Raw genomic sequence first — 23836 nt, 5'->3', positions numbered from 1 at the left:
GGTACCATTCATATTGGTAGAAACTTTGACCTTGATCCTATGGGACCTGCAATTGAAGGCGGCGTTGGCATCAATGCGCAACTGTCTCACAATTTCTCCCTTCATGGTGATGTAAGTTATCAACAAAAGCTTCAGAAAACGGGTATAAGTGGTGCAAGCTTTTCAGGTGGCATACGCTATCAGTTTTAAAACAAAACTGTCAAAACAGCGTATTTCTTTTCTATGCATCAACAAAAAAGGCAGCAACAATATGCTGCCTTTTCGCTTTATAAGTTCTAATAACACTACACTATCCCTCCTTAAGAGAGCCCTTGCTTTTTCTACTGCCTGTAAAATCAACATCCACGCCCAACGCCGCAGCTGTTTAAAACAAAGTTTGAGACGCATCAGTGCTGTATTAGCAGCTCCAGCTTTTGTATGACAGATGGGAGCGAGGGTATTGCCTATTTCTGTTTGTGTAATCTCTGAAATAGGCAAACAGCCTAATTTAGGGAGAATATGGAGTTTTAAAGGTGAAAACAGTTTCCATCTTTACCATCATTTTTTAATTCAGCTTTACAACTTTCAAAAGCATCTAAGGCAATGTCTTTTAAATAATGGAGATTACGCATTGCCTCACGTTTTCGTTTCTCACGTTCTTTAATGGGATCATGACCATCACGAAGAACAGAGTGCTATTGGGAGGGGTGCCAATTCACGAGCTTGTTTTAAAGAGACATCTCTCAAGGCACCCAAGTCCATTTAGCGACAGCGCCCATGAATGGTATATGAATGGTATAACGATAAAGCATTGAGTACCCCCATCTTTACGTTTGTGAAAGAGCAATCCGGCACCATCATTATATTTTCCAGCTCGTGGGTGTTGCTAAAGCCCTTGGCTCTTGAGACGATTCATAAGAGCCATTTTTAGTCCTTTCTTATACATTTTTTACCCACACGCCAGCCCCGCTTGTGGTGTGCAAGAGAATGGTTTTTCTTGATTTAAGACAAACAGGTTTCAAATGAGAGAATCTTACGTTATTCAGAACTCTAACTCAATGAAATCAACGCTAAATTATCATTATAAATCAGCATATTATACCATTTTATCAAGATAAAAGATAAGGTATTTTTATCTAGAATATGTCACAAAGTATGCTGCCTTTTCGTACATGAAATCGATTTTTTCCTGAAGTGTTTTCTTTTCTACTTAAATACACTTTTCCTCCTCTTCACACGGATTGCGCAGCTATTCATCATCGAATTTGCCCATAAAGCTAAGCAAAGTGTATTTTTAGATAATATAAAGATAATAGCATTAAGAATAAATCTTAAAAAATAGAAGATTTCTTGCTTTTTCACTTATGGAAGTACAACAACTTTACCGTTCAATTATGCTCCTCTTTGAAGGTAGATATGGTGCTAATATGCACCATGGAGCTGTCCAAGCAAAGATGATATTAGAAAAATGAAAAGTTAACCACTGCACATTTAAAACAGATAGGAAACCTACAGCCACTCTCATTCATTCCAAAGGATATAGAAAATGAAAAAAAACATACCGGATAAATAATCAATCATAGCTTATAATATAAGAGCATAACAGTGTTTTCATATGGCTACACTCTTCCCTTATGATATCTGGACAGCAAATATCTCTAAAACTTCTATAAAAATACTATTAAAGTTATGCTGTAAAAATGTTAATTGCCTCAACAATCATTTGTCAAAAATTTGCAAAAAATAATCAGAGAACTAACCTTTTGAAGCACAAACATAATTTGTGTACTAAGGAATTGATTTTTAACGCCTTTTAACATATTGATAATCTTAAAATTAAATCAGACAGTCTCCCCAGTTAGTCCGGATAGGTAGGTATCTAACAAAAACTATTGTTAGGACCGTAGAAGATCGTACCCCATCCTTGTATGAGAAAGTGAACTTCCTTAAAAAACTTTGATATTAATGATACTAAACAGATTGGTATTCATTTTCACCTTAATCCGATAGATTCTGCCGTTAAAGGTGCGTTTAGCACAATACACAATTATCTCACAATTTAACTCTCTATATTGATGTAAACTATCAAAAATTTTTAAAAGACGTGTAGCCGAGACAAGTTTTTCTGATAGAATACGCTACCAATTTTAATATAAAAATTATAAAAAAATAAGCATATTAATCCGTTTACTATTAACAAAAAAACGGACTGTATTTTTTTTATTTACAATCTATTATAGCAATAAAATAATTTCTTTCTTTACGATGTGTTGTCGCTATCTATAAAGATTTATTTACACTTCCATTGCTGGTTCTTCTAAACAAACAGTTTTGAGAAAATTAATGCATGAAAAGAAAATCTAACAACAAGCGCTTTATCTTTCATATACAAAATGCTCAAGAAAGCTAATTTTTTCATTTATAAAATGAAATCACTCAATAAAGTTCTTTTTATATCAATAAAAGATGTTTTAAATGAAATATTCAAAATATTGATTTATAATGATAATTTATCGTTATTCCTATTGAATTAAAATCTTGAATATCGTAAATTTCTCTCATTTAAAATCTGTTCCATGTTGAACTAATCAAAATCATTCACTTACACATTACAAGCAGGGCTGGCGTGTGGAGAAAAGTTATATAAGAAAAGCCTGAGAATTCCTCTCATGAACTGTCTCAAGTGCCAAGGGCTTATCACAAATATTGGGAGCTAGCAAAATGTGTGACGGGCTTGCTCTTTTATTAAGCGTAAAGGTATCGGCTTGCTCCTTCGTAAGCGTAAATATGATGGGATTCTATGGCTTTAGCGTTATAGCATTCATGAACACCGTCGCGAAATGGGCTGTGCTTCCTTAGAAAAATGGACTTTGGTACCCTTATCTTTAAAGAAAGCCTGTGAATAGCCCCCTCATCTCTTCTTCTTATAGCAGAAAAAATTTGCTGATCGTTTTGGTGAATGCATCAAATAATACATCTCAACGCTATAGAGCTTTTATAGCGATTATCTTTAATAGACAATTTTTAAATATCATACTTCATAGTGCTTTTAGCATAAGCTTAACCAAGCTAGGTTTTATGAAATCCACTTTTCTCGACTTTTTATGATCATGAAAAAAGTTTTTCTGAAGCAAAACTTCAAATCATAGAGAACACCATCAATATAATTCGTTTTGTTATTTACAATAAAAACATAATGATATAGAAACTGTCTGGGTACTTGCGCCATCAGGGGAATGAAGTAAGCATCAAAGCATACCAAATACTAAAGGCATATCTATGTGTAAGAAATATATTTATAAGAAAAATTTTTTGTTATGTACAATTGCTGGAACTTTGATTTTTTCTCATTTCGGTTCAACTTATGCAAATACATCAGCTCCTGAAACTCCTGGAATTTTGGGAAAGATTGAATTAAATAAGGGAGAAGAAAAGACTTTAAATAATGTTCTTGTCCGCGATAAAGGACCTGGAATATTAGCGCATGATAAAGCAGCTATCACAATTGTAAAATCAACAATACACACGGAAATGTCTGCACTTTCTGTATCAGAAGGTGGACGCATTCATGCTAAAGAAATTAAAGCAAATACAGTATACAAAGGTTTAGAAACAAAGAATGGTATAATCAACGTTGAAGATTCAACCATAACCGTCCAACGAGGAGGTGCCGGTGGTATCGTTTTTTATGAAACAAAAGATTCTTCACTGAAAAGTGGAGAAAAAGTTGTCAATAAGGTTGTTCTTAGCAATACAAAACTTCTTGTGAAAAACGGTACCGGTATTCTTGGTCCCTACTGCTCAAGAGCCGTTGCTGAAGTTCAACTTAAAGACTCAGAAATTCGATCTGACGTATTATTGAGAAATAAAACGAAACGTAAATATTATGACAACGATACTCTTCCTGTAACTTTAGCATTAACCGCTGATAATTCAACAATAGAGGGACGAGCAAGAACTTTAAAAGTCAATACAACGGTTTTGACTCTGAATAACAAGAGCAAATGGTACTTAAAGACCTCTCAAGAGGAAGTCGATACTGACTTTAATGTGTTTAACTATGAGCTCAGTGATATTAAACAACGAGCCCTTTCTACCGTTTCAGTACTGAATCTTAATAATAGTTCTATCATATTTAAGACACCACAAGGGCGGGAAAAAGATCATTATCATACCTTGTATGTAGGGCGAACAGCTGAGGTTCGTAGACCTGAGGGAAGTACAATCCCCGATATAGAAAGCACTTATAATACAGTTTACAATGCCACAGGCGATGCAAAAATTTATTTTAATATTGAATGGAGTGATGGTCTAGTAAAAGAACAGCAAAAAGCTGACCGCCTCCTTATACATGGTGATGTATCAGGCAGCACAACAGTCCATATCAAGAACCTTGCGAAAGGTGAGATATTAAAAGCTGAAGATTCTGTTTCCTCAAATATGCGTGGTCTTTCACTCATTCAAGTTTCTGGAAATGCAAATGAAGGTTCCTTCAAACTTGCACACGGCTACACCACAATGGGGGGATTGCCCTATAAATATATACTCAAAGCCTATGGTCCAACATCCAGCCATGGGACAGCCGATAGCACACAAAGTCATTTTAGCGGAATATCACAAGAATCAAAAGAAAATACCCTCAAAGACTACACAATCTACACGATATCAGCATCAGGAACAATGATTGAAGGTGTTTCACCAAAAGAGAAAGAAGCGCAAAATACCGGTTCATCATCCCTTGGACAAGCAAACAACGCACAAAACATCTTGGAAAAAAATCAGAATTTCTGGGATTTTCGCTTGCAAAATGCGACTCTCGATAATGAAGGAAAGATCAGAGCTCTCGTTCCTCAAGTGGCAAGCTATTTGTCCATGCCTAACGCACTATTCTCAGCTGGACTGGCTGATATAAACAATCAAAACACTTTACTCAACTCGATGCAGGAAAACACCTTTGAGACAAAAGATCATAAAAACAAAGGAGTCTTCTTCTCGACTTATGGAAATAAGATGACATTATCCTCTCACCGTACGCCATTACAATATGGCTATGGTGCCGATATTCACTATGCAGCTTTACAGGCAGGCATTAGATTAGCAACTCTAGAAGACCAAAACATGACCGCCAATTTCGGTCTTTTAGGAACATATGGGAAATTAGCTTTCACCCCTAAAGACATGGAAGGTGCTGACAAGAGTACACTCAATAAATGGTCAATTACTGCATATAGTGGGCTGCGCCATAATAATGGGATATACATCCATGCACTCTTCTCCTATGGAATGCTCAAGGGAGATATCACCACAGCTCTCATAGGAAAGACTGCAGAGTTGAAAAATGCTGATACATTCAGTGCATCAGCAACCATTGGACAAAAGTTCGAAACCAGTAGGAAAGGATTGGTCTTTGAACCACAAGCACAACTTGTTTATCAACGCCTCATGCTTGGCACACTCTCAGATGTCGATGGCTTTGATGTGGATATGGGAAATCCTTATCAATACTTAGTGCGTGTTGGTGGACGCTTAACGCAAACGAAGCCTTCTATTGAAAACGGCGGTATTCTTTCTTTCTATGGTAAACTAAACGTTGTTAAAGCTTTTTCTAACAATGGTACGATACAGATTGGTGAACCATTCCACCTTGATTCTATAGGAGCGTCTGTTGAAGGTGGACTTGGTGTAAATGCACAATTATCACAAAATATCGCACTTTATGCTGATGTTAACTATCAATATAAGCTTCAAAAAACTGGTATATCCGGAGCAAGCTTTTCAGGCGGAATACGCTATCAGTTTTAAGAAAACGCAAAAAACAATTTATATTCTATTCATTTTAATAAAAGGCAGTGCAAATGTACTGCCTTTTTACAATCTATCGGAAAGAACCGTTAACAACTATTCTTTCTACCACCTTTCTTGAGCCAATTAATCTCACTCAAACCAAATGTAACAAAATCTGTTATCTCTAAATGAATACTGAATTCTCAAGAGAGCTGCCTTTTTGATTTATAAAAATCAAATGCTTTTAATAAAATTTTTGTATTTTAAAACACGTAATAAATAATTCTCTGTGTAAGAAAATCAATTAAAAGCTTTTTGTAAGCGCACAACAACAGCTTCTCCAAAAACTTTGTAGAGTTTTCATAACAACAGCCTTAAGCAACAAACATCCTTGCAAAATATTTTGTTTCTTAACACTTTTAAACGGAATACTGATCAATCTAGCTTTTCTGCAATTCATAGTTGCTCACTGCAATTTCTATTTTAAAAACTCTTCTAAAATCATTTTTTAAACGATAAAGAACAAGACGCAATATTTCGTTTTGTTGTTTACAATAAAAACATAATGATATAGAAACTGTCTGGGTACTTGCGCCATCAGGGGAATGAAGTAAGCATCAAAGCATACCAAATACTAAAGGCATATCTATGTGTAAGAAATATATTTATAAGAAAAATTTTTTGTTATGTACAATTGCTGGAACTTTGATTTTTTCTCATTTCGGTTCAACTTATGCAAATACATCAGCTCCTACAATGGTTATGGCTCGTGCGGATAAAGCAGGAGAAGAAAAAACCTTTAATAACGTTTTTATCCGCAGCGCATATACAACAGTGGTTGCTGATGACAAAGCCTTTATCACCATTACAAATTCAACAATGCGTTCAGACTCAAATTTATTTACCGCAACAACAGGTGGACGTATTCATGCTAAAAAAACTGTAGGAAAATCAAATTCTCGTGGTTTAGAAATTTCAAACGGCATCATCCATATTGAAGATTCAATCATAAATGTTTCCGGACATCACAAAAGTCGTGGTATCCTTTTTGATTACATCCCAAGTTCCCAAGTAAAAGAGGGCGAAAAAGTTATCAATAAAGCAATTCTTACCAACACAAAACTTCTTGTTGAAAATGGTATTGGTATTCTAGGACCAGATTATGCAAAATCTGTTGCTGAGGTAGAACTTAAAAGTTCAGAAATTCGTTCTGATATATTATTAAAAAATAAAATCCCAGAAAACTCAAAAGATATCGATCCTCGCACTTTTATATTAAGCGCTGACAATTCGATTATAGAAGGACGAGCAAAGACTTTACCTCAAAATACAACGATTTTTACTCTCAACAATAACAGCAAGTGGTCCCTAAAGATTAGTCAATTTGAAGTAGACAAAGAATTTGACAGCTCTAAAGGATACTTGCTCACTGATATTAAACAACGTGCACAGTCTATTGTCTCAGTATTGAACCTTAATAATAGCTCTATTATATTTAATGCGCCGCATAAACTAGCAGACAATCAGTATCAAACCTTGCATGTGGGAAAACAGCCAACAGCTGAAGCTGCAAAAGCAGAGCAAAACAGAAGCTTCGATGCAACAACGGTTTACAATGCATTGGGCAACGCAAGGATTTACTTTAATACCGAATGGAGTAATGGTCTTATAAAAGAACAACAAAAAACTGACCGTGTTCTCGTTCATGGTAATGTCTCAGGCACCACAACGATCTATTTCAACAATCTTTCAAAGCGTGCAGAACCATTCGATGATGATGAAGTTTCAATTCCTTTGAATGCGCGTGGTCTCTCACTTGTTCAGGTGTCTGGAAAAGCAGAGGAAGCCGCCTTCATGCTGGCAAATGGCTACACTACAATGGATGGATTGCCCTATAAATATGTATTAAATGGCTATGGACCAACATCCAACCGTGGGAGAGCTGACAAACAGCAAAGTCTCTTGCAAGAAAGTGAAGAGTTTTGGGATTTCCGTCTACAAAATGCGACTCTTGATGATGAAGGAAAAATCAAAGCTCTTGTTCCTCAAATGGCAAGCTATTTGGTTATGCATAATGCAGTATTCTCCTCTGGCTTGGCTGATATAAACAATCAAAATACACTGTTAGATAATATGCACTCAACAGTTTTTGGATTAGAAGGTCATAAACAAAAAGGGATATTTTTATCGACTTATGGCAACAAGATGACGTTATCTTCCAGCCGTAGTCCATTGGAATATGGTTATGGTGCTAATGTTCACTATGCTGCTATACAAACAGGCATGACATTAACAACGTTAGAAAATCAAAATATAACCGCGAATCTTGGTCTTTTAGGCACATATGGAAAGCTCGCTTTTACGCCAAAGGATATGGAAGGTTCTGACAAAAGCATACTAGATAAATGGTCCTTTACGGCATATGGGAATCTCCACCATGACAATGGTCTCTATATTAATGCACTTTTCTCCTACGGCATTTTAAACGGACATATTACAACAGCCCTTATCGGCAACACCACAGAATTAAACAATACGGATACATTAAATATATCAGCTACCGTTGGACAAAAACTAGCAACTGGTGTTGAAGGGGTGTCCTTTGAACCACAAGCACAACTTATTTATCAACATATTGCCTTTGGCACTCTTTCAGATATTGATGGCTTCCAAGTTAATATAAAGACCCCTCATCAATGGTTGGTCCGTATTGGAGGGCGTTTAACAAAAACAATACTTCCTATTGAAAAAGATCGTGTTCTTTCTTTTTATGGTAAATTGAATGTCATCAAAGCTTTTGGTGAGAAGCGTGCTATCCATGTTATGGAATCTTTCCATCTCGATTCTATGGGTTCTTCCCTTGAAGGTGGGCTTGGCATTAACGCGCAGCTTTCTAAAAATATCGCACTTCATGCTGACGTTAATTACCAACATAAACTTCAAAAAGCTGGGTTCTCTGGAATTAATTTTTCCGGAGGAATGCGTTATCGCTTTTAGAAATCTTAGCTCTCTATTTTGACGCATAAGCAGCGCTGAGATGAAAACAGTGCTGCTTAACTACATTACAAAAAACCGTAATGTGTCAAAAAGTGGTTCATTTTTAGCAAAACAAAGAAAATATCTTAAGGAACATCTTTATGCATAAGAATCTTTTGTTATGTACAGCCGCTTGTGCTTTATTTTTTTCTTCTTTTAACTTCACATCTACCAGCACCGCCTCTGCTCTAAGCCCCCAGGAACGCCATGCCATTGAAGGGATTATGAAATTACCTGAACAATATCACCGTGCTATTGATTTAATAAACACACCAACACAAGCAGAAAAAAATCTTGAAAAGATAGCCTCTGGCGCCATGATGGAAGATCATTCGCACTTCAACCAAGCACTTGATGCCGATAACCAACAGCGTGTTAATGCTGCACGCCAAGAATGGGTGAGCCAAGACAATCGTAATTGGTCTGAACTGCAAAATAAAGCAGAAATATTACATAAAGCAGCACAAGTGGATAGTGCTTTACAAGGACAAAACAAGGAACTTTCCAATACTTTACGCAAAGCAGTATTAGAGACTTTGAACAATAATGGAATAACCAACGTGGAGAGAAAAGAAAAAACATCCCCTCCTGCATCTGAAAAGAATAAACAACCTCTTATTGACTCCAGTACAAAACAAAGACGCGCTAGTGATAAATTACCACCCGCTCATGTTGTTGCCCAACACAAGGACAATTCATTCACAAGAACAGATCATGGAATGAGACAGCCTAAAATAAATGAAAATTCGCAATCTGATATTGATCCCCAAACAAACACCACTTCCTCGGAATCAAAAACAACTCTTAATACATCAGCAAAAGCGCATATGAATTTGCTCCCAAAGGTTGAGAATACTGCTAGCGCTGCGACAGAGAGCACCTCTAAACTTACAGATGATGATAAAGCAACCGCAGCTTCTACTTCTCTTGATGGAACAGAAAAAAGTACAACTCTTACACCACAAGGAGAAAGCTCTTTAACCATGCCTATTGCGATGTTTGCTGTTGGGTTTAGTGATGTCAACAATCAAAATATCTTGTTAGACAATATGCAAATAACAATGTTTGAACCCAAAGATCATCCAGAGAGAGGCGTTTTCTTATCCTCTTATGGCAATAAAAGCACCTTTTCTTCTAAGGTTCAAGCAGAACAAGATGGTGTTCAAGCAGATATTCACTATGCTGCATTGCAAGCAGGAGCAACACTAATAGCGCTAAAAGATCAAAATATCAGCAGCAACTTTGGTCTTTTCGGAACATATGGGAAATTATCTTTTACTCCTAAAAACAAGGAGAGCTTTCAAAAAAATATGTTTGATAAATGGTCACTCACCGCATATGGAAATATTCAGCATGACAGTGGCATCTATGCAAGTGCATTTCTCTCTTATGGAATTTTCAAAGAAAATCACGCTACAGCTCTCATCAAACATACCTCAAAAGTGAAGAATAGTAAAACATTAGGAGCCGCTGCAACTGTTGGTCAAAAACTGTCAACCAGTTTGGAAGGTGTAATCCTAGAACCGCAAGCACAACTTGTTTATCAACGTCTCATGCTTGGTTCTTTATCAGATAGGAGCCCTTTCTCAGATGACGATAACTCTAAAATAGACATAAGTAATCCTTATCAATGGCTGCTCCGTATTGGCGGACGTTTAACGCAAAACAAAGGACATGCTGTTTCTTTCTACGGCAAACTGAACATGATCAAAACTTTTAGTAAAAATTTTCAGCTTGCAGCTATGGGATCTTTAATCGAAGGTGGTTTTGGTATTCACACACACTTATCACAAAATATTCAGCTTCATAGTGATCTCAGCTATCAACATAAATTCAAAAAAGCTGGCATCTCTGCAATAAATATTTCCGCTGGAATGCGCTATCACTTTTAAAAATACTTGTATTCCTTATCTTGAAATATGAAGAGATCTCATTATGTTTCGTTTTGTCTCTTACAAAAGAGACATAATGAGGTCAAAGTTTTACTTTTTATGAGAGAGGGGGAAATATTTTAGGAATACATCCATATGAAAAAAAGCTTCTTACTATACACAGTTTCCGGAGTTCTGTTTTATTCTTCCAGCGGTTTGTCTTATGCTATTCATAGTACAAATCCATCAACAACGATAGATTCTTCTTCTCTACAACCTGTTCGTGTCAAGTCACAAATAAATCTATCCGGAGTTTTTGATCCGTATAAAGATCCATATGATGGAATCGGGCGAATTATGCCATCATATCCATCTTCAACCCCTAATGGCCTCCTTCCCCCTACAGCACCTAGCTCCACAAGAACGAGCGCAAGCCCTATTTCTACAGGAAGTAAACTTACAACGCCTACTTCTACAAGCACTCTACCTCCCAAAACACAACTTGAAGGAAATTCAGCTGGAAATATAATTTCTTCTTCAAAACAAAACTCTGATCTTAGTCAAGGAAGTACACAAACACCAAAGACTAAAGTTACAGAAGGTGTACAATCTAACCCTACAACACAAAACACTCCTATTATACAATCTTCAACAACAGGAATGGAAGCAAAATCTAGAAGACGTTCAGGGGCGCCCTCCTCTTCTGCAGACTCTTCCAGCGAAAAAACACTATCGAATTCTGCTGTGTCTTCACAGCCAGAACCTACACAACCTTCACCGAATTTACAACCAGCACTTACAAAGTCTGAACCTACAAGAACGGAACCTACAAAACCAACAACAGAGCAAATACCAACATCTAATGAACCAGAACTCGCACAGCCAATATCTTTAAGAGTAGAAACTGAAAAAACAACATTACTGGTACCACCAAGCTCTGCAAAACCAGCGCCAGTGCAATCTTCATCTGCACAAAAAATATCTGAAAAATCAGAGATTGAAAAATCAATATCACCAATAAAACAACCTGAAAAGTCTACACAAATTGAGGATATAAGCGCTGGAGTTGAAGCTAAAAACGGTAAGACCATAACGCTACATAACAAAAAAATTCAAGACAATGGTTTTGCTGTACATGCAGAGGGAAATAATTCAAAAGTCAACATGATAGGGGGAACAGTTGATGCGCGTTTTGTTGCACTAAGTGTATCAGATGCTGGAGAAATTGATGCTACAGGCATTACTGTAACAGCAGAAACAGCTGGTTTGGTAAACATGGAGGGCACAATCAAACTTAAGGATTCAAGCGTCCATGTCACGGGAAATTATGAAGCAGACGGTATTATTTTCCGCAACAATCCGTATAATGCCCCTAGAAAACGATATACACGCAATGCTGAAAGGAACACCAATGCCGTTCAAGAACAAGATGTAGCCAATATTGCTGATAAAGTAACCCTAGAGAATACAAAGCTTTTCGTTGAACATGGTAGCGGTATCAACCTTTATGGAACAGGCGTAAACGGGAAAGTCAACCTTAAAAATTCAGAAGTTCATGCCGATATTTTATTAAAAAATATCAAGAACGAAAGTGCCTCCACAAACACCATTACATTAGTTGCAGACCACTCTTCTTTAGAAGGTCGGGTAAGAACTTCTAAAGATAATAGAACAGTTTTTGATCTAAAAGAGAGGACGAAATGGCTTGTAAAGGCGAATAAAAATGCCACAAATAATGATAATATTTTAAATGACTATAGACAGTTTGGTGTTGATGAAAAATCATACTCTAATCTTTCTGAATTGCACCTTACAAACAGCGCCATTATGTTTGACAAGCCCATTGAGGGACATTATCAAACTCTGTTTATAGGACCTAATCTTTCGCAAGAAGACGAAACAACTCACACAGCAGCGGTTTATAGTACAGCGGGTCTTGCAGAGATTTATGTAAACACTCAATGGGATAAACATTCTCCTATCACGGAACAACAAACTGATCGCATTGTGATTAATGGTGATGTCTCAGGAAGTACTGTTGTTCACATCAATCTCCAAACCGATAGCTCTGCTGTTTGGGAAGAGACGATGGCTTCACTTCCTTTAGGGACACATGGGATTTCAATCATTCAAGTTTCCGGACAAGCAAACGAAAATTCCTTCACGTTAGCAGGAAACTATATGACAATAGGGAAACAACCTTATAAATATATACTCACAGGCTATAAGCCTGGAACATCTCATGAGAGCCAAAATCTTTTTGGCAAGAAGAATAGTGATTTCTGGGATTTCCGCTTACAGAATGCCTACATTGATAAAGACAAAAAAGTTCGAGCCCTTTTACCACAGGTAGCAAACTATTTAACCATATCTAATACTTTATTTTCTGCTGGATTTACTGATGTAAACAATCAAAACACGTTGTTAGACAATATGCGAACAACAGTATTTGGGGCAAAAGACAATATAAAGAATGGTATCTTTTTCTCTTCCTACGGCGAGAAGGTCACCCTATCTTCCAACCGCGATCCACTGCACTATGGTTATGGTGCTGATGTAAACTATACTGCCTTACAATTAGGGGGCATATTAGCCGCCTTAGAAAGCAAAGACATAAGCGCATATTTTGGTCTTTTAGGAACGTACGGAAAGCTTGCCTTTACGCCAAAAGAGATGCAAGATTCTGAAAAGACAACGCTTGATAAATGGTCACTTACCGCTTATAGCGGCATCCAGCATAGCAATGGTATATATGTCAACGCTCTTCTTTCTTACGGAACCTTAAAAGGAAATATTACCACAGCTCTTGTTGGGAATGCCGCAAAATTGGATGGTACCGAGATGCTTAATATATCTGCAACCATTGGTCAGAAATTAGCAACCGATACAAAAGGGCTTGTCTTTGAACCACAAGCTCAATTCATTTATCAAAATCTCATGTTTGATATTTTCTCAGATACCAATGGCTTAAAAGTAGACATGGGCAATCCACATCAATGGTTGATCCGTTTTGGTGGACGTTTAACAAAAACGATAATGGCTGTTGAAGAAAACAAGGCTGTTTCCTTCTATGGTAAAATGAATGTTATCAGAACTTTTGGCGATGGTAAAACAATAAAAATTGCTGATACCTTTCATGTTGATCCTACCGGCTCTTCAGTTGAGGGAGGCATGGGGGTGAACGCATATCTTTCTCAAAATATCGTACTAAACGCCGATATCAGCTATCGGCAAAAACTGCAAAAAGCCGGTGTATCTGGCACCAATTTGTCTGGCGGGATACGTTATCGTTTCTAAAGCTGAAGTTAATTTTAACTTAAATAAAAAAGGCAGCACAAAGTGCTGCCTTTTTTATTTAAATTTATATATTTTTTTAAATTCTCAAAAATCATTATCACATCAAAGAAGATTTTGACTTATAATATTTCTTTTGCATATTGAATAAAAAACTAAACACCATAACATTCTCTCATCAAAATACCCCATGCATAAAATTTTATGTCTTATATTATCACCACACCTCAAGCGATGATGTTTTTACAGCACAACAGAATAAGCATTCATGCCGATTTAAAAAAGTCAGCCCCTTCTTCGCTGTGGACACTCTTATTTATTTTAGATGATGTGCATTTTATATACCTGCTATAAAGACTTAGTATCTGGTATAAATTCTTAAAGGCATGTTTTTCCTCTAAAATCTCAATGCTACAGCAGCTCCATTATAAGACAAGATATTGATTTATAAAGACAATTAATTGTTTTCCATGTTAAATGAGAATCCAGAATATCGTCAGATTCTTTCATTTTAGACCTGTTCCATGTTGAATCAACAAAAACCATATCTCTTACAAGTGACAAGGGAGAAGAGCCATAGGGATAAAAAACTATTAAGAAAGGATTAAAAATGCCTCTAATGAACTATCTCAAGTGCCAAGGGCTGTAGCAACATTGGGATCAAACAAAGAATATGACAGTGTTGAAAAATATAACAATATCAACTTGCTCTTTTATTAAGCATAAAGATGGTCGCGCCCTATAGATTTTATATTATTTCCACGGGAACTTTCTTATTATACCATTCACAAGCACCGTTGCATCAAAGATGTCGTTGCGCCGCCCCACAAACACCATCACGAAATAGACTTGAGAGCTTAGATATCTCTTTAAAACAAGGCCGTGAATTAGGAATAACAAATCCATTCTATTTTGAGTATTTTGTCGTGCATGAAGGACATGCCCGCAGTAAAAAACACAATAAAAAAAAGCGTGAAACAATGCGGAATCTTCATTATTTAACAGATAGTGCTTTAGATACTTTTGAAAGACATAAAGCTAAATTAAAGAACGGCGGAACAGAGGGAAGCTGATTTCTACCTCTTTATTCTTTCCCAATGAGATTGCCTCCCCATTTCAAATATTACGCCAACAAAGATATACGCACTATATCCACTCAGATCTGGATGCTCTCTCCAATCTGACATACAAAAACTAAAAACAGCAGAAGGAAATAATAAACCGCTTTAATTTTTATCTCAAGCCTATAGATTTAAACAACGAACCGCGTCATATCACCACACTTTAAAGGACAATATTCCATGAAGCTTATAGGCAATATTCATCACATACTCTTCATCATTCATGCTTTTTGCTGACTTGGTGGTTATGGCGGAGTGAACGCACCAGATCCCATCCCGAACTCGGCCGTGAAACACTCCAGCGCTGATAGTACTTTGCCTTAAGGCACGGAAGAGTAAGTCGCCGCCAGATCTGCTAAATGCAAGCAAAAGACTCAATGTATAAACCTTACATTACCACACCCCCAAGGAAGCTGTTTTTAAGGCATCACAGGCTGGTCTAAATATTCTCTTGATCGCGCCTCTCCCTAAACTAAAAAATGAAGCTCCCTATTAACTCAGTCTGCAAACAATTCTCTGTAAATAATCCGCCTTCTCTGAATTCTCTTCTAGCCAGCTTCTCACCGCATGCGGTTCACATCACGACACCTTAAAAGACATTGTTTTAAGAACAGCGTTTTACAGTACATCAGGATAATAATTTAAATACCAAAATGCGCTTAAAACAAGTCTACTCACTAAACGCACTATTTATCCAAATCAACTGCCCTACCTAATCATTGTCATGACTTAGAACAGCCCGTATTAATCAGATTTGAATTTATTCCTCTATTTCTTTTGCACGTCCAGATAGCTGTATAGCTCTAGAAAGATCATTAACTGCATTTAAATGTGTTTGAAGTAATTCACTATTACGCTGTAATTTTTCTTGTAAATCAGACAACAAACTTTCAACCTCATGCTCAATATCTTGATTCATATAGCGCTTCACATCACTCATGGATTTATTAAGATCACGCAAACCACGTATTTTACGCAAATTTATTTCTTCGTAATCTGGAACACCACTGCTCTCTAGCATATTGCTTTCATAATCAACAACTTGAGCTAATCCTTTAACAGCAGCAACAAATTTTGTCATCGCCCAATCACGATCAATAAGGTTGTTATCAAGAACTTTTGCTTTTGCCGCAAAACTATCATCACCATATTGCACTACAGACATTTTTACTTCCCCTTCAACACTATTGTTCAATCTTACTTTACAAATGAGGGAGACTAAACAGGTTCTCTTCAATGCTGATACACTCAACCAAGCTCGTGGTGCAAACATTGCTCAAACAACAGCACGACAATCCTTCAAAGCGTATACCACTTCAACTTTCAACGCGTTCTCTCAAATATTTTTCTTGCTTTGCTCCAAAACCATCATTGCGGCTATACTAATCCATAAAAACGCTATAGACTTAAACCTTACAGCAATATCGAAATTTCCATATTTGCTCTGTCTATTTCGCCTTGCCGATTTTATCTTTGCCGATTTTATCACGAGCTCATCTTCAACAGAAAATAACAATGCTTTCACGACAACTTCAGCCACAAAAAATATCTGCCGACAAAAAACCGCAGCCTATCTTGCAGCATATAAAGACGTAAGCCCATTAAAAATTTCAGCATTTTACTGATAGAAGCACTTTACCCTCCATAACCTTATGGCTCTCTCTGCACTTAAACTTGTATACCTTCCAGCACCCCATAAGATGGCGCCCGACAAGATCAGTTTGCACCCAATCAAAAGGACACCCCCTCTCCCATGCTCTTTCTGCACACATGCAGTATTTCGCATAAAACACAAAAAGAATGTTCTTTTGAACAGATCAGCCATACAGCAATATAAAAAAAGACACCTTCAAATAGCTAAACAGCCATCAATCTTCCTTTTTTAAATTATCATTCGCTTTTCTTTGCAATGAATGACTATATAAGATTTTTTGAACCTTTTCAAGAGTTTCTTAGCCAATCAGTTCGATACGTCTTCAATCGCATATTCACGCGCTTGTTTTAAAGAAATATCTCTTAAGTACACCCAAGCCTATTTCGCACCGCGGCCCATCAATGGTATAATGATAAATCTTCCATGACATGTATAAAATCCATTGAGCACTTTCCATCTTTACGCTTAATAAAAGAAGCAAGCCAGCACCATCACATATTTTTCTAACCCCCTATGTTCTGATACCCTTGGCACTTGAGACGGTTCATAAAGCATGGCCTTTCTTGTACAATTTCTCTGCGCATGGGAGCTCCCTGCTTGTAACTGCAAAAGACATTGTTTTGGTTAATTCACCACGAAACAGATTTGGAATGAAAAATTTTCCAGTATTAAGGGATCTAATTCAAGTTGAATAACGATAGATTATCATCTATAAATCAAAATATTATCCAATGCATAATGCTTAACGCTCCCCCCATTGATATTTTCAGAATTTTCACAGCATCTTCTTACAGATTATTTCATTCCATAACACAGTTTGCTCTTAATATCGCGACTTTACATGCGCTACTGGTATAAAAACAGAGAAACAATCATTTTATAATCAAGGTACAATTTTTGTTTACGATCTTTCTCTCGTTTTCAACCTTTTAAATGCAGCTCTTCTCTTTCATAATCATCACATTTCAAATATATTCCATGTTGAATAAATTAAAATCACTTGCTTGCACATCACAAACAACGCTCTGATATGTTGATAAAATACGCTGAAAGAAAAAGACTTCTCATGAACCTTAGCAAATGCCAAGAACTATAATAAACATTGGAAGCAAGCCTACGATGATTGTGACTTGCTCTTTCATAAGTATAAAGATGATAGCATTTTATAGATTTTTATATTATTCAAAGTTTATATTATTTCACGAGAGCTTTACTGTTATACTATTCACATTTACCGTTATAACATTTACGAATGTCATCGTAAAATGTCTTTCGTGTGCGTTAAGAGATATTTCTTTAAAACAAGTACATAAATATGCAATACAAATATACTAATATACAACATAAGTATATTTCGTTTGGAGCGTTCTTTACTTTTGTGCAAAACATGCCCCATTAGAGCAGCATTAACCAATCTTGCTATGAGATAAACGATCAGAAAACATTTTTATCTTCCGCCGCTCACCTTAAAGGACTAAGATCTTAACTCAATCGGCTCTGTACGCAGTCCGAATTTTTGTCAAACGATCTTCTCCTAACTTTCCCCTCATCTGATTCACTTAAACGAAAAGCTCAACAAATAAACCTACGAATATTCATCGTACACTAAAAAATACTTAAACGTTCCAAGAAAACTTATATGTCTTATATTACCGTTATAAATGACAGTGCTTTATAGCATAACAGGATAAAAAAGTTTCCAGCAACACAAAACTTACAAAATCAATCAATAGTCTTTTTAAAGCTTTCTTTTTTAGGATTCACAATACTCCAACTCCTTAAGCTTTTATAAAAAAAGGAACGATTTTAAGCTTGCCGAATATGTTGTATCAGCATATATTACAGATTGTAACATATTGTTATTCATAAAATCACCTCAAAAAGAACAGAAAGAGGTTTTTATGGCTGATCTCGTAAAAGCCGCTATGCTTTATTCAACCTTGATTATCACCATCAATACTTTTGTTGTTATTTTAGTTCTCGTAATAGAAATATACTAAGCATACTCTCTTGGCTTTTTATAATCTGTGCAAATGAGCATCTTAATTTCACATAAGAGCAAAGCAGAATTTTAATTCTACAGATAAACCACACACCTAATTTCAAACATGGCTTGCAACTATTTGAGTATAAACTCTGCTTTTTATATGCATTTTTAACCATCAGTGTCCGTCTTTTCACGCTATCTTGAATCTCAACTTCACTCCCAGCTTAAAAAACGAAATTTTCTATCAGATCCGATCTGTAAATAATTTGTCTCCTTATTGAGTAAGTTCCCCCCTTCAGGGCATATCACAACTCTAAAGAATAATATTTCATGAAGCTTATGATAAATCTATTGAACACCATCTTTACCCTTATGAAAGAATAAACCAGCAGCATCACACACTTTTTCAGCCCCAAATGTTGCCAACAAACCTTTAGCACTTGAGATAATTCATAAGAGGCATTTTTACGTCTTTCTTCAACAGTTTTTATCCACACGGCTCTCCCCGCTTGTACCATGCAAGAAGATGGTTTTAATTAATTCAACCGAGAACAGATTTGGAATAAGAGAAGCTTACGTTATTCGAGATCCTTATTCAACATAAAATAATTAAATTATTTTTATAAATCAAAGTGTTATTCAGAAAAACATTCATCACACACTCGAGAACAAAAAACACCTCATACGTAAAGTTTTATATGCGCTCCACCGCTCAACATGATAATATCACAACACAATTAAGATAAAAAAATAACAAGGAAAACCCTTGTAAACTCAGAAAAGAGAGGAGAAAAATGAAAAGATGTGGAGAGCGCTCAATTCCTCACACATCCAGCAAAACCGTCCTAGCAAAACTGTCTCACAACTTAACTAATGTTATAATATTCTCAAATCAAAAGAAATTTTTTAAAAATAGTTTGAGAAAAACATTTGAGTATGAAACGATAATAATTCTATTCTGAATGTTTTTCTCTTTATTAAAACAGAGAAAGTAATTTCCAAACAAATGTTTCCTCCTAATTTTTCCGAAATTAGCCGCAACACTTAAAGACGATCTTAGTGTGATGAAACATTTATTTGTGATAAAGGCAAAAAAACACCCCAAAGATAGATTTAATCTCATATTTTAAATACATATAACCAAAACATTAAAAAATTAGCAGTAACACGTAACAACTCATTGGGAGGCAATACTATCTACAATTGAAAGCACTTTTGGGCTGAACAAATGACAGTATAGCATACGTTTACACAAAGAGTACTGATCGTAAACAACTAATTCTTGAAGCCATAAAAAGACTCTCTAAAAGTTAGAGAGAGCCTAAAAACGCAATAGAATCAAGAACTAAACAATTCCTTATTTATTGAACTGTATGTTTTTAATTAATGCCAAACATAAGTTCCATATATGCTTGTCTGGCATGTTGGCAATTTTTAGATTTCTCCATAGAAGATTGATCCAGCTTTTCACATTTTTTTGCCCACTCTTCAAGTAATATTTTATCTTTCTTAAATTCCGCTACGCTGTAGTTTTTTTCGCAACCAGCAACGACAAGTCCAGTACAAAGCAGCAATGCTGTAATAATAACTTTATTCATGATTTAATTCCCTTCCTTTTTCTCTTCAGTTTTTTTCTCGTCATCATGTACAAAGCTTGAACCAGGCCAATCTCGGGCATGAACTTCACGATACGCTTTATCTGCATTTTTACAATTTTGAGAATCTAAATCCTCTGATATCATGCATTTCATTGCCCATTGCTCGAGTAATTTGGGATCCTTCTTAAATTCCGCTACGCTATAAGTTTTTTCACAACCAGCAACGACAAGTCCAGTACAAACCAGCAATGCTGTAATAATGGCTTTATTCATCAATAAAATTCCCCTTTTTTCAAATTTACAAAGTTTAGGACACAATTTAGGGCCTTAAAAAAAGTTCTACATATGCTTGTCGAAGGTTTTTACAATTTTGAGAGGATTTGAGCGGTGAATCATCGTTCTCACATTTCTTTGCCCATTCCTCGTATAATTTTTCATTTGTTTTAAATTCTTTTACACTATAAGTTTTTTCACAACCAGTAACAGCAAGTCCAGTACAAAGCAGCAATGCTGTAATAATGACTTTATTCATAATTTAATTCCCTTCCTTTTTATCTTCAGTTTTTTCTTGGTCGTCCTTTCCAGAGCCAAAAATTCCCCATTTTTTACGTGTCTCTAATTCAGCTTGTTCTGCGTTTTTACAATTTTTTGAATCAAAACTTCCTGCAATAAAACATTTCTCTAACCACTGATTGAGTAATTTGGGATCTTTCTTAAATTCCGCTACGCTATAAGTTTTTTCACAACCAGAAACGACAAGTCCCACGCAAAGCAGCAGCGCTGTTATAATGGCTTTATTCATCAATAAAATTCCCCTTTTTTCAAATTTACAAAGTTTAGGACACAATTTAGCACCCGATTAAAATTGTACATTCGGTTCATTGTGCATTTTCAAAAATTTAAAAATCTACTTCTGTACGCGATTTTTCCCAACCTATGATGATAAATCGCGTACAAAGAAAAATACCGCTATCAATATATTTTTTATGATTTAATTGTTATCCTGCTTTTTTTCAGTTTCATTCCCCTTTTTGCTACTTTCACGAAGTTCCTTTGCAAGATTTCTATAATGCTCTTGAAAAAGTTCCATATCGGCTTGCATGACATTTTGACAATTCTTGGTTTCAAAAGCAGAGGGGCCCATTTTATCGCATTTCTTTCCCCATTCTTGCATCAATTTTTTATCTTTCTTAAACTCTGCTACGCTATAAGTTTTTTCACAACCAGAAACGACAAGTCCCACGCAAAGCAGCAGCGCTGTTATAATGATCTTGTTCATGATTTAACCCCTCTCTTTGTTTTATATTTTATTAACAATATCTTTGGGTTCACATCCCCTCCTATATTGTGACCTTGCGTCTAATTTTCCTTTGCAAATACGCACATTTTCAACGCAAACATGTTAAATCATGAGAGCCGCTTTCATTTATCAGACTTGCATTTGTAACATTATCTGCACGGCAGCTCTTTGTATTTGAAGTGTTAAAACTTCAGCAAAAATTCTGATATCTTGACATTCTCAAAAAGCTTTTTAATCATTTTTTTTCCTTCAAGAACCTCTTGGTAACGAGAAGCAGCACGATTTCTTACCCCAAATTCGTCATGCCTATACCCATTGCAAATTCCCTGCAAACGAAAGAATACAGCTTTTAGTCAACTAATTGCGCTCTTATCATTTCTAAACCACCGGAAAAGAAAGAAAGCTTTAAGTCCCCTGCACTTTTTAAAAGCCAATAGAAATGCTAAAAAAGCAATCTTATACATTCCAATTGAAGAAAAAAGCCTATTGCCTTGCGTACCATTACAGCTGGCATTAACTATTTAAGACTATAAAATCATATAAATGTAAGAAATATTGTCTATAATATGCTCAATGAATTCTTTTGTTTATTAGGAAAAATTATAGCGCGTCAATATCAGTAAATTTTACTTATTTTTATCCCCCCCCTTTATAAACATGAATATAATTTAATAAAACGGATTACTGCATAACAGAAAAAAATAATCAACGCTACTCTTAATTACATTATTGACGCATGTATTAAGTACAATAAACAAAAATAACCTGATGTTTAAAATCATTATCAAGATAATTTTTATGGAAGAATAAACTTATCTACTCATCTAGCGGATAAGATCACAAGTAGTATGATGATTATCACATTTATAGGGAAAAGTTTGAAACGGAGAATTTTTCGCAAACTCATAGCTCTTTCATGCGATGATACAGAACCTTATGAAAAACAACTTGAATGAAGCAACCATCGTGAAAAAAGAAGAGCACTTTTATTATTAACTTCGTATAAAAACAATCGATATCATCTCTAGAAAAAGAACTCAAACCAATGAAATTATCGTATCATTTTTTACACTTTTCCGTATTTTTGTGAAAGCAATTCGCGGACCTCATCAGCTATTTTAGTTCCACGACTTGCACAACTGACCTTAATCAACCGATGCAAACTTTCTGGTATATCAATCGTGAGGCGCTTCATACCTCCACTCATGCTCCCTTTGTGGCTTCCTATCCATGCATCCGCTGTTAAAGGAATTGATTTATTGGTTGGTTTTGTGCCAATTTTAATTTTTTTACTCATCGTGCTAACTCCTTGATTTCCGCTGCAACCGCTTCAATCTCTGCCGCTGCGGGTCCTTGCTTATCAACTTCATAAACGGCCTTCCCCTGTGCTGCTGCTTCTGCAAAAATCACGCGCTGCGCAACACTAGAAGAAAGAACATGCACAGGGTATATGCCAAGAGCTTCGTTCACATCGCGCCCTATCGCTGTATTGACGATTTTACGATTAATAACAAAAGCAGATTTGAGATTCTCTTTATAAACGCGTGCTTCATCAATCAGCTTTACAATTCCATCCGCTGCCCAAATATCATAGGGACTAGGCAAAACAGGGATAAGCACCAAATCCGAAGCCATAAGAGCACTACGAGCAAGATCCGTCACACGCGGAGGACCATCGATAATAATATGATCATAACCATGACCAATCTGTGTAATCTCTTTGTGAACCGTTGCACGCGGTAAACCAATAACTGAAAACAAAGGAGCATCTTCACGTACAGCAGCCCAATCCAATGCGCTTCCCTGTGGGTCAACATCAATAAGCAATACCCGTGTACCAGTACGTGCAAAACTGGCAGCAAGATTAACACTCAACGTCGTTTTTCCGACACCTCCCTTTTGATTCAAAAGTCCAATGATCATCCATTACGCCTTTCAGTATTATCGTTTTTACGATTATACTGAAAGTAATAAAAGAAACAAGCATCCAATACGTGCAAAATAACCATTTCTCCCATTTTCAGGATAAATAACAATAGCCCGCAATTTTTTATAATATTCTTTAACATGAGCAAAACATTATGAAGATGATATTCTTGAAAATAACAAAATAAATTTAAAAGAGGCATGCTCTTCTTCCCCCCCACCCTAAAACGAAGTTTCTTAATTCCATGTCGATCTGTAAACAATGCGCTGTAAATGATCCAGCTTC

15 protein-coding genes, 1 rRNA gene and 1 pseudogene are annotated in these 23836 nt (G+C 36.0%); 8 read left to right on the top strand and 9 right to left on the bottom strand.

What is annotated here, in order from left to right:
- On the top strand, window positions 1-189 hold a 189-nt coding region (locus ACFINW_RS06790), incomplete at its 5' end, for an autotransporter outer membrane beta-barrel domain-containing protein (RefSeq protein ID WP_375673976.1).
- A 111-nt stretch (window positions 190-300) separates the two neighbouring features.
- Here the strand turns inward: ACFINW_RS06790 and ACFINW_RS06785 are convergent.
- A pseudogene (locus ACFINW_RS06785) lies at window positions 301-904 on the bottom strand (integrase arm-type DNA-binding domain-containing protein); the annotation flags it as partial.
- Window positions 905-3258: 2354 nt separating this feature from the next.
- Between ACFINW_RS06785 and ACFINW_RS06780 the strand changes: the two are divergent.
- The 6 genes from ACFINW_RS06780 (at window position 3259) to rrf (ending at window position 15437) form a co-directional block, all read left to right on the top strand.
- On the top strand, window positions 3259-5781 hold the full coding sequence (locus tag ACFINW_RS06780; protein ID WP_375646856.1) for an autotransporter outer membrane beta-barrel domain-containing protein: 2523 nt from the start codon (window positions 3259-3261) through the stop codon (window positions 5779-5781).
- 630 nt (window positions 5782-6411) lie between these two features.
- Window positions 6412-8760, top strand: a complete 2349-nt coding sequence (locus tag ACFINW_RS06775; RefSeq protein ID WP_375640958.1) for an autotransporter outer membrane beta-barrel domain-containing protein — start codon at window positions 6412-6414, stop codon at window positions 8758-8760.
- 140 nt (window positions 8761-8900) lie between these two features.
- Complete coding sequence (locus ACFINW_RS06770; RefSeq protein WP_375673975.1) at window positions 8901-10691, top strand: autotransporter outer membrane beta-barrel domain-containing protein; 1791 nt, start codon at window positions 8901-8903, stop codon at window positions 10689-10691.
- Window positions 10692-10826: 135 nt separating this feature from the next.
- The gene (locus ACFINW_RS06765) at window positions 10827-13967 is read left to right on the top strand and encodes an autotransporter outer membrane beta-barrel domain-containing protein (protein WP_375673974.1); all 3141 of its coding nucleotides are present in this window, start codon (window positions 10827-10829) and stop codon (window positions 13965-13967) included.
- Between the two features lie 725 nt (window positions 13968-14692).
- Entirely contained in the window at window positions 14693-15037 is a 345-nt protein-coding gene (locus tag ACFINW_RS06760) for a hypothetical protein (protein ID WP_375630160.1), read from the top strand.
- Window positions 15038-15322: 285 nt separating this feature from the next.
- Window positions 15323-15437: ribosomal RNA gene (gene rrf / locus ACFINW_RS06755) — 5S ribosomal RNA — on the top strand.
- Between the two features lie 408 nt (window positions 15438-15845).
- Here the strand turns inward: rrf and ACFINW_RS06750 are convergent.
- Entirely contained in the window at window positions 15846-16250 is a 405-nt protein-coding gene (locus ACFINW_RS06750) for a flagellar protein FlgN (protein WP_273790974.1), read from the bottom strand.
- A 43-nt stretch (window positions 16251-16293) separates the two neighbouring features.
- On the opposite strand from ACFINW_RS06750, the gene ACFINW_RS06745 reads away from it, so the two are divergent.
- Window positions 16294-16710: a hypothetical protein gene (locus tag ACFINW_RS06745; RefSeq protein ID WP_375621546.1), complete on the top strand. Its 417-nt coding sequence runs from the start codon at window positions 16294-16296 to the stop codon at window positions 16708-16710.
- A 3395-nt stretch (window positions 16711-20105) separates the two neighbouring features.
- Here the strand turns inward: ACFINW_RS06745 and ACFINW_RS06740 are convergent.
- From ACFINW_RS06740 to parA, 7 genes are all read right to left on the bottom strand, one after another.
- Entirely contained in the window at window positions 20106-20324 is a 219-nt protein-coding gene (locus ACFINW_RS06740) for an EexN family lipoprotein (protein ID WP_375621545.1), read from the bottom strand.
- A 3-nt stretch (window positions 20325-20327) separates the two neighbouring features.
- A complete protein-coding gene (locus tag ACFINW_RS06735; protein WP_375621544.1) occupies window positions 20328-20597 on the bottom strand; it encodes an EexN family lipoprotein in 270 nt (89 codons plus the stop codon).
- A 46-nt stretch (window positions 20598-20643) separates the two neighbouring features.
- The gene (locus ACFINW_RS06730) at window positions 20644-20856 is read right to left on the bottom strand and encodes an EexN family lipoprotein (RefSeq protein WP_375621543.1); all 213 of its coding nucleotides are present in this window, start codon (window positions 20854-20856) and stop codon (window positions 20644-20646) included.
- A gap of 3 nt (window positions 20857-20859) precedes the next feature.
- Entirely contained in the window at window positions 20860-21126 is a 267-nt protein-coding gene (locus ACFINW_RS06725) for an EexN family lipoprotein (RefSeq protein ID WP_375640962.1), read from the bottom strand.
- Between the two features lie 189 nt (window positions 21127-21315).
- On the bottom strand, window positions 21316-21603 hold the full coding sequence (locus ACFINW_RS06720) for an EexN family lipoprotein (protein WP_375621541.1): 288 nt from the start codon (window positions 21601-21603) through the stop codon (window positions 21316-21318).
- A gap of 1087 nt (window positions 21604-22690) precedes the next feature.
- Complete coding sequence (locus ACFINW_RS06715; protein ID WP_375613561.1) at window positions 22691-22921, bottom strand: plasmid partition protein ParG; 231 nt, start codon at window positions 22919-22921, stop codon at window positions 22691-22693.
- Window positions 22918-23547, bottom strand: a complete 630-nt coding sequence (parA, locus tag ACFINW_RS06710) for a ParA family partition ATPase (RefSeq protein ID WP_375613562.1) — start codon at window positions 23545-23547, stop codon at window positions 22918-22920. Before parA ends, ACFINW_RS06715 begins: the two co-directional genes overlap by 4 nt.
- Window positions 23548-23836: the final 289 nt, after the last annotated feature.

This window comes from Bartonella sp. AA18HLJMS, assembly GCF_042197245.1.
GTDB lineage: Bacteria > Pseudomonadota > Alphaproteobacteria > Rhizobiales > Rhizobiaceae > Bartonella.
Note: the sequence above shows the minus strand (reverse complement) of the source record. Positions and strands in the feature narration are given on the sequence as shown.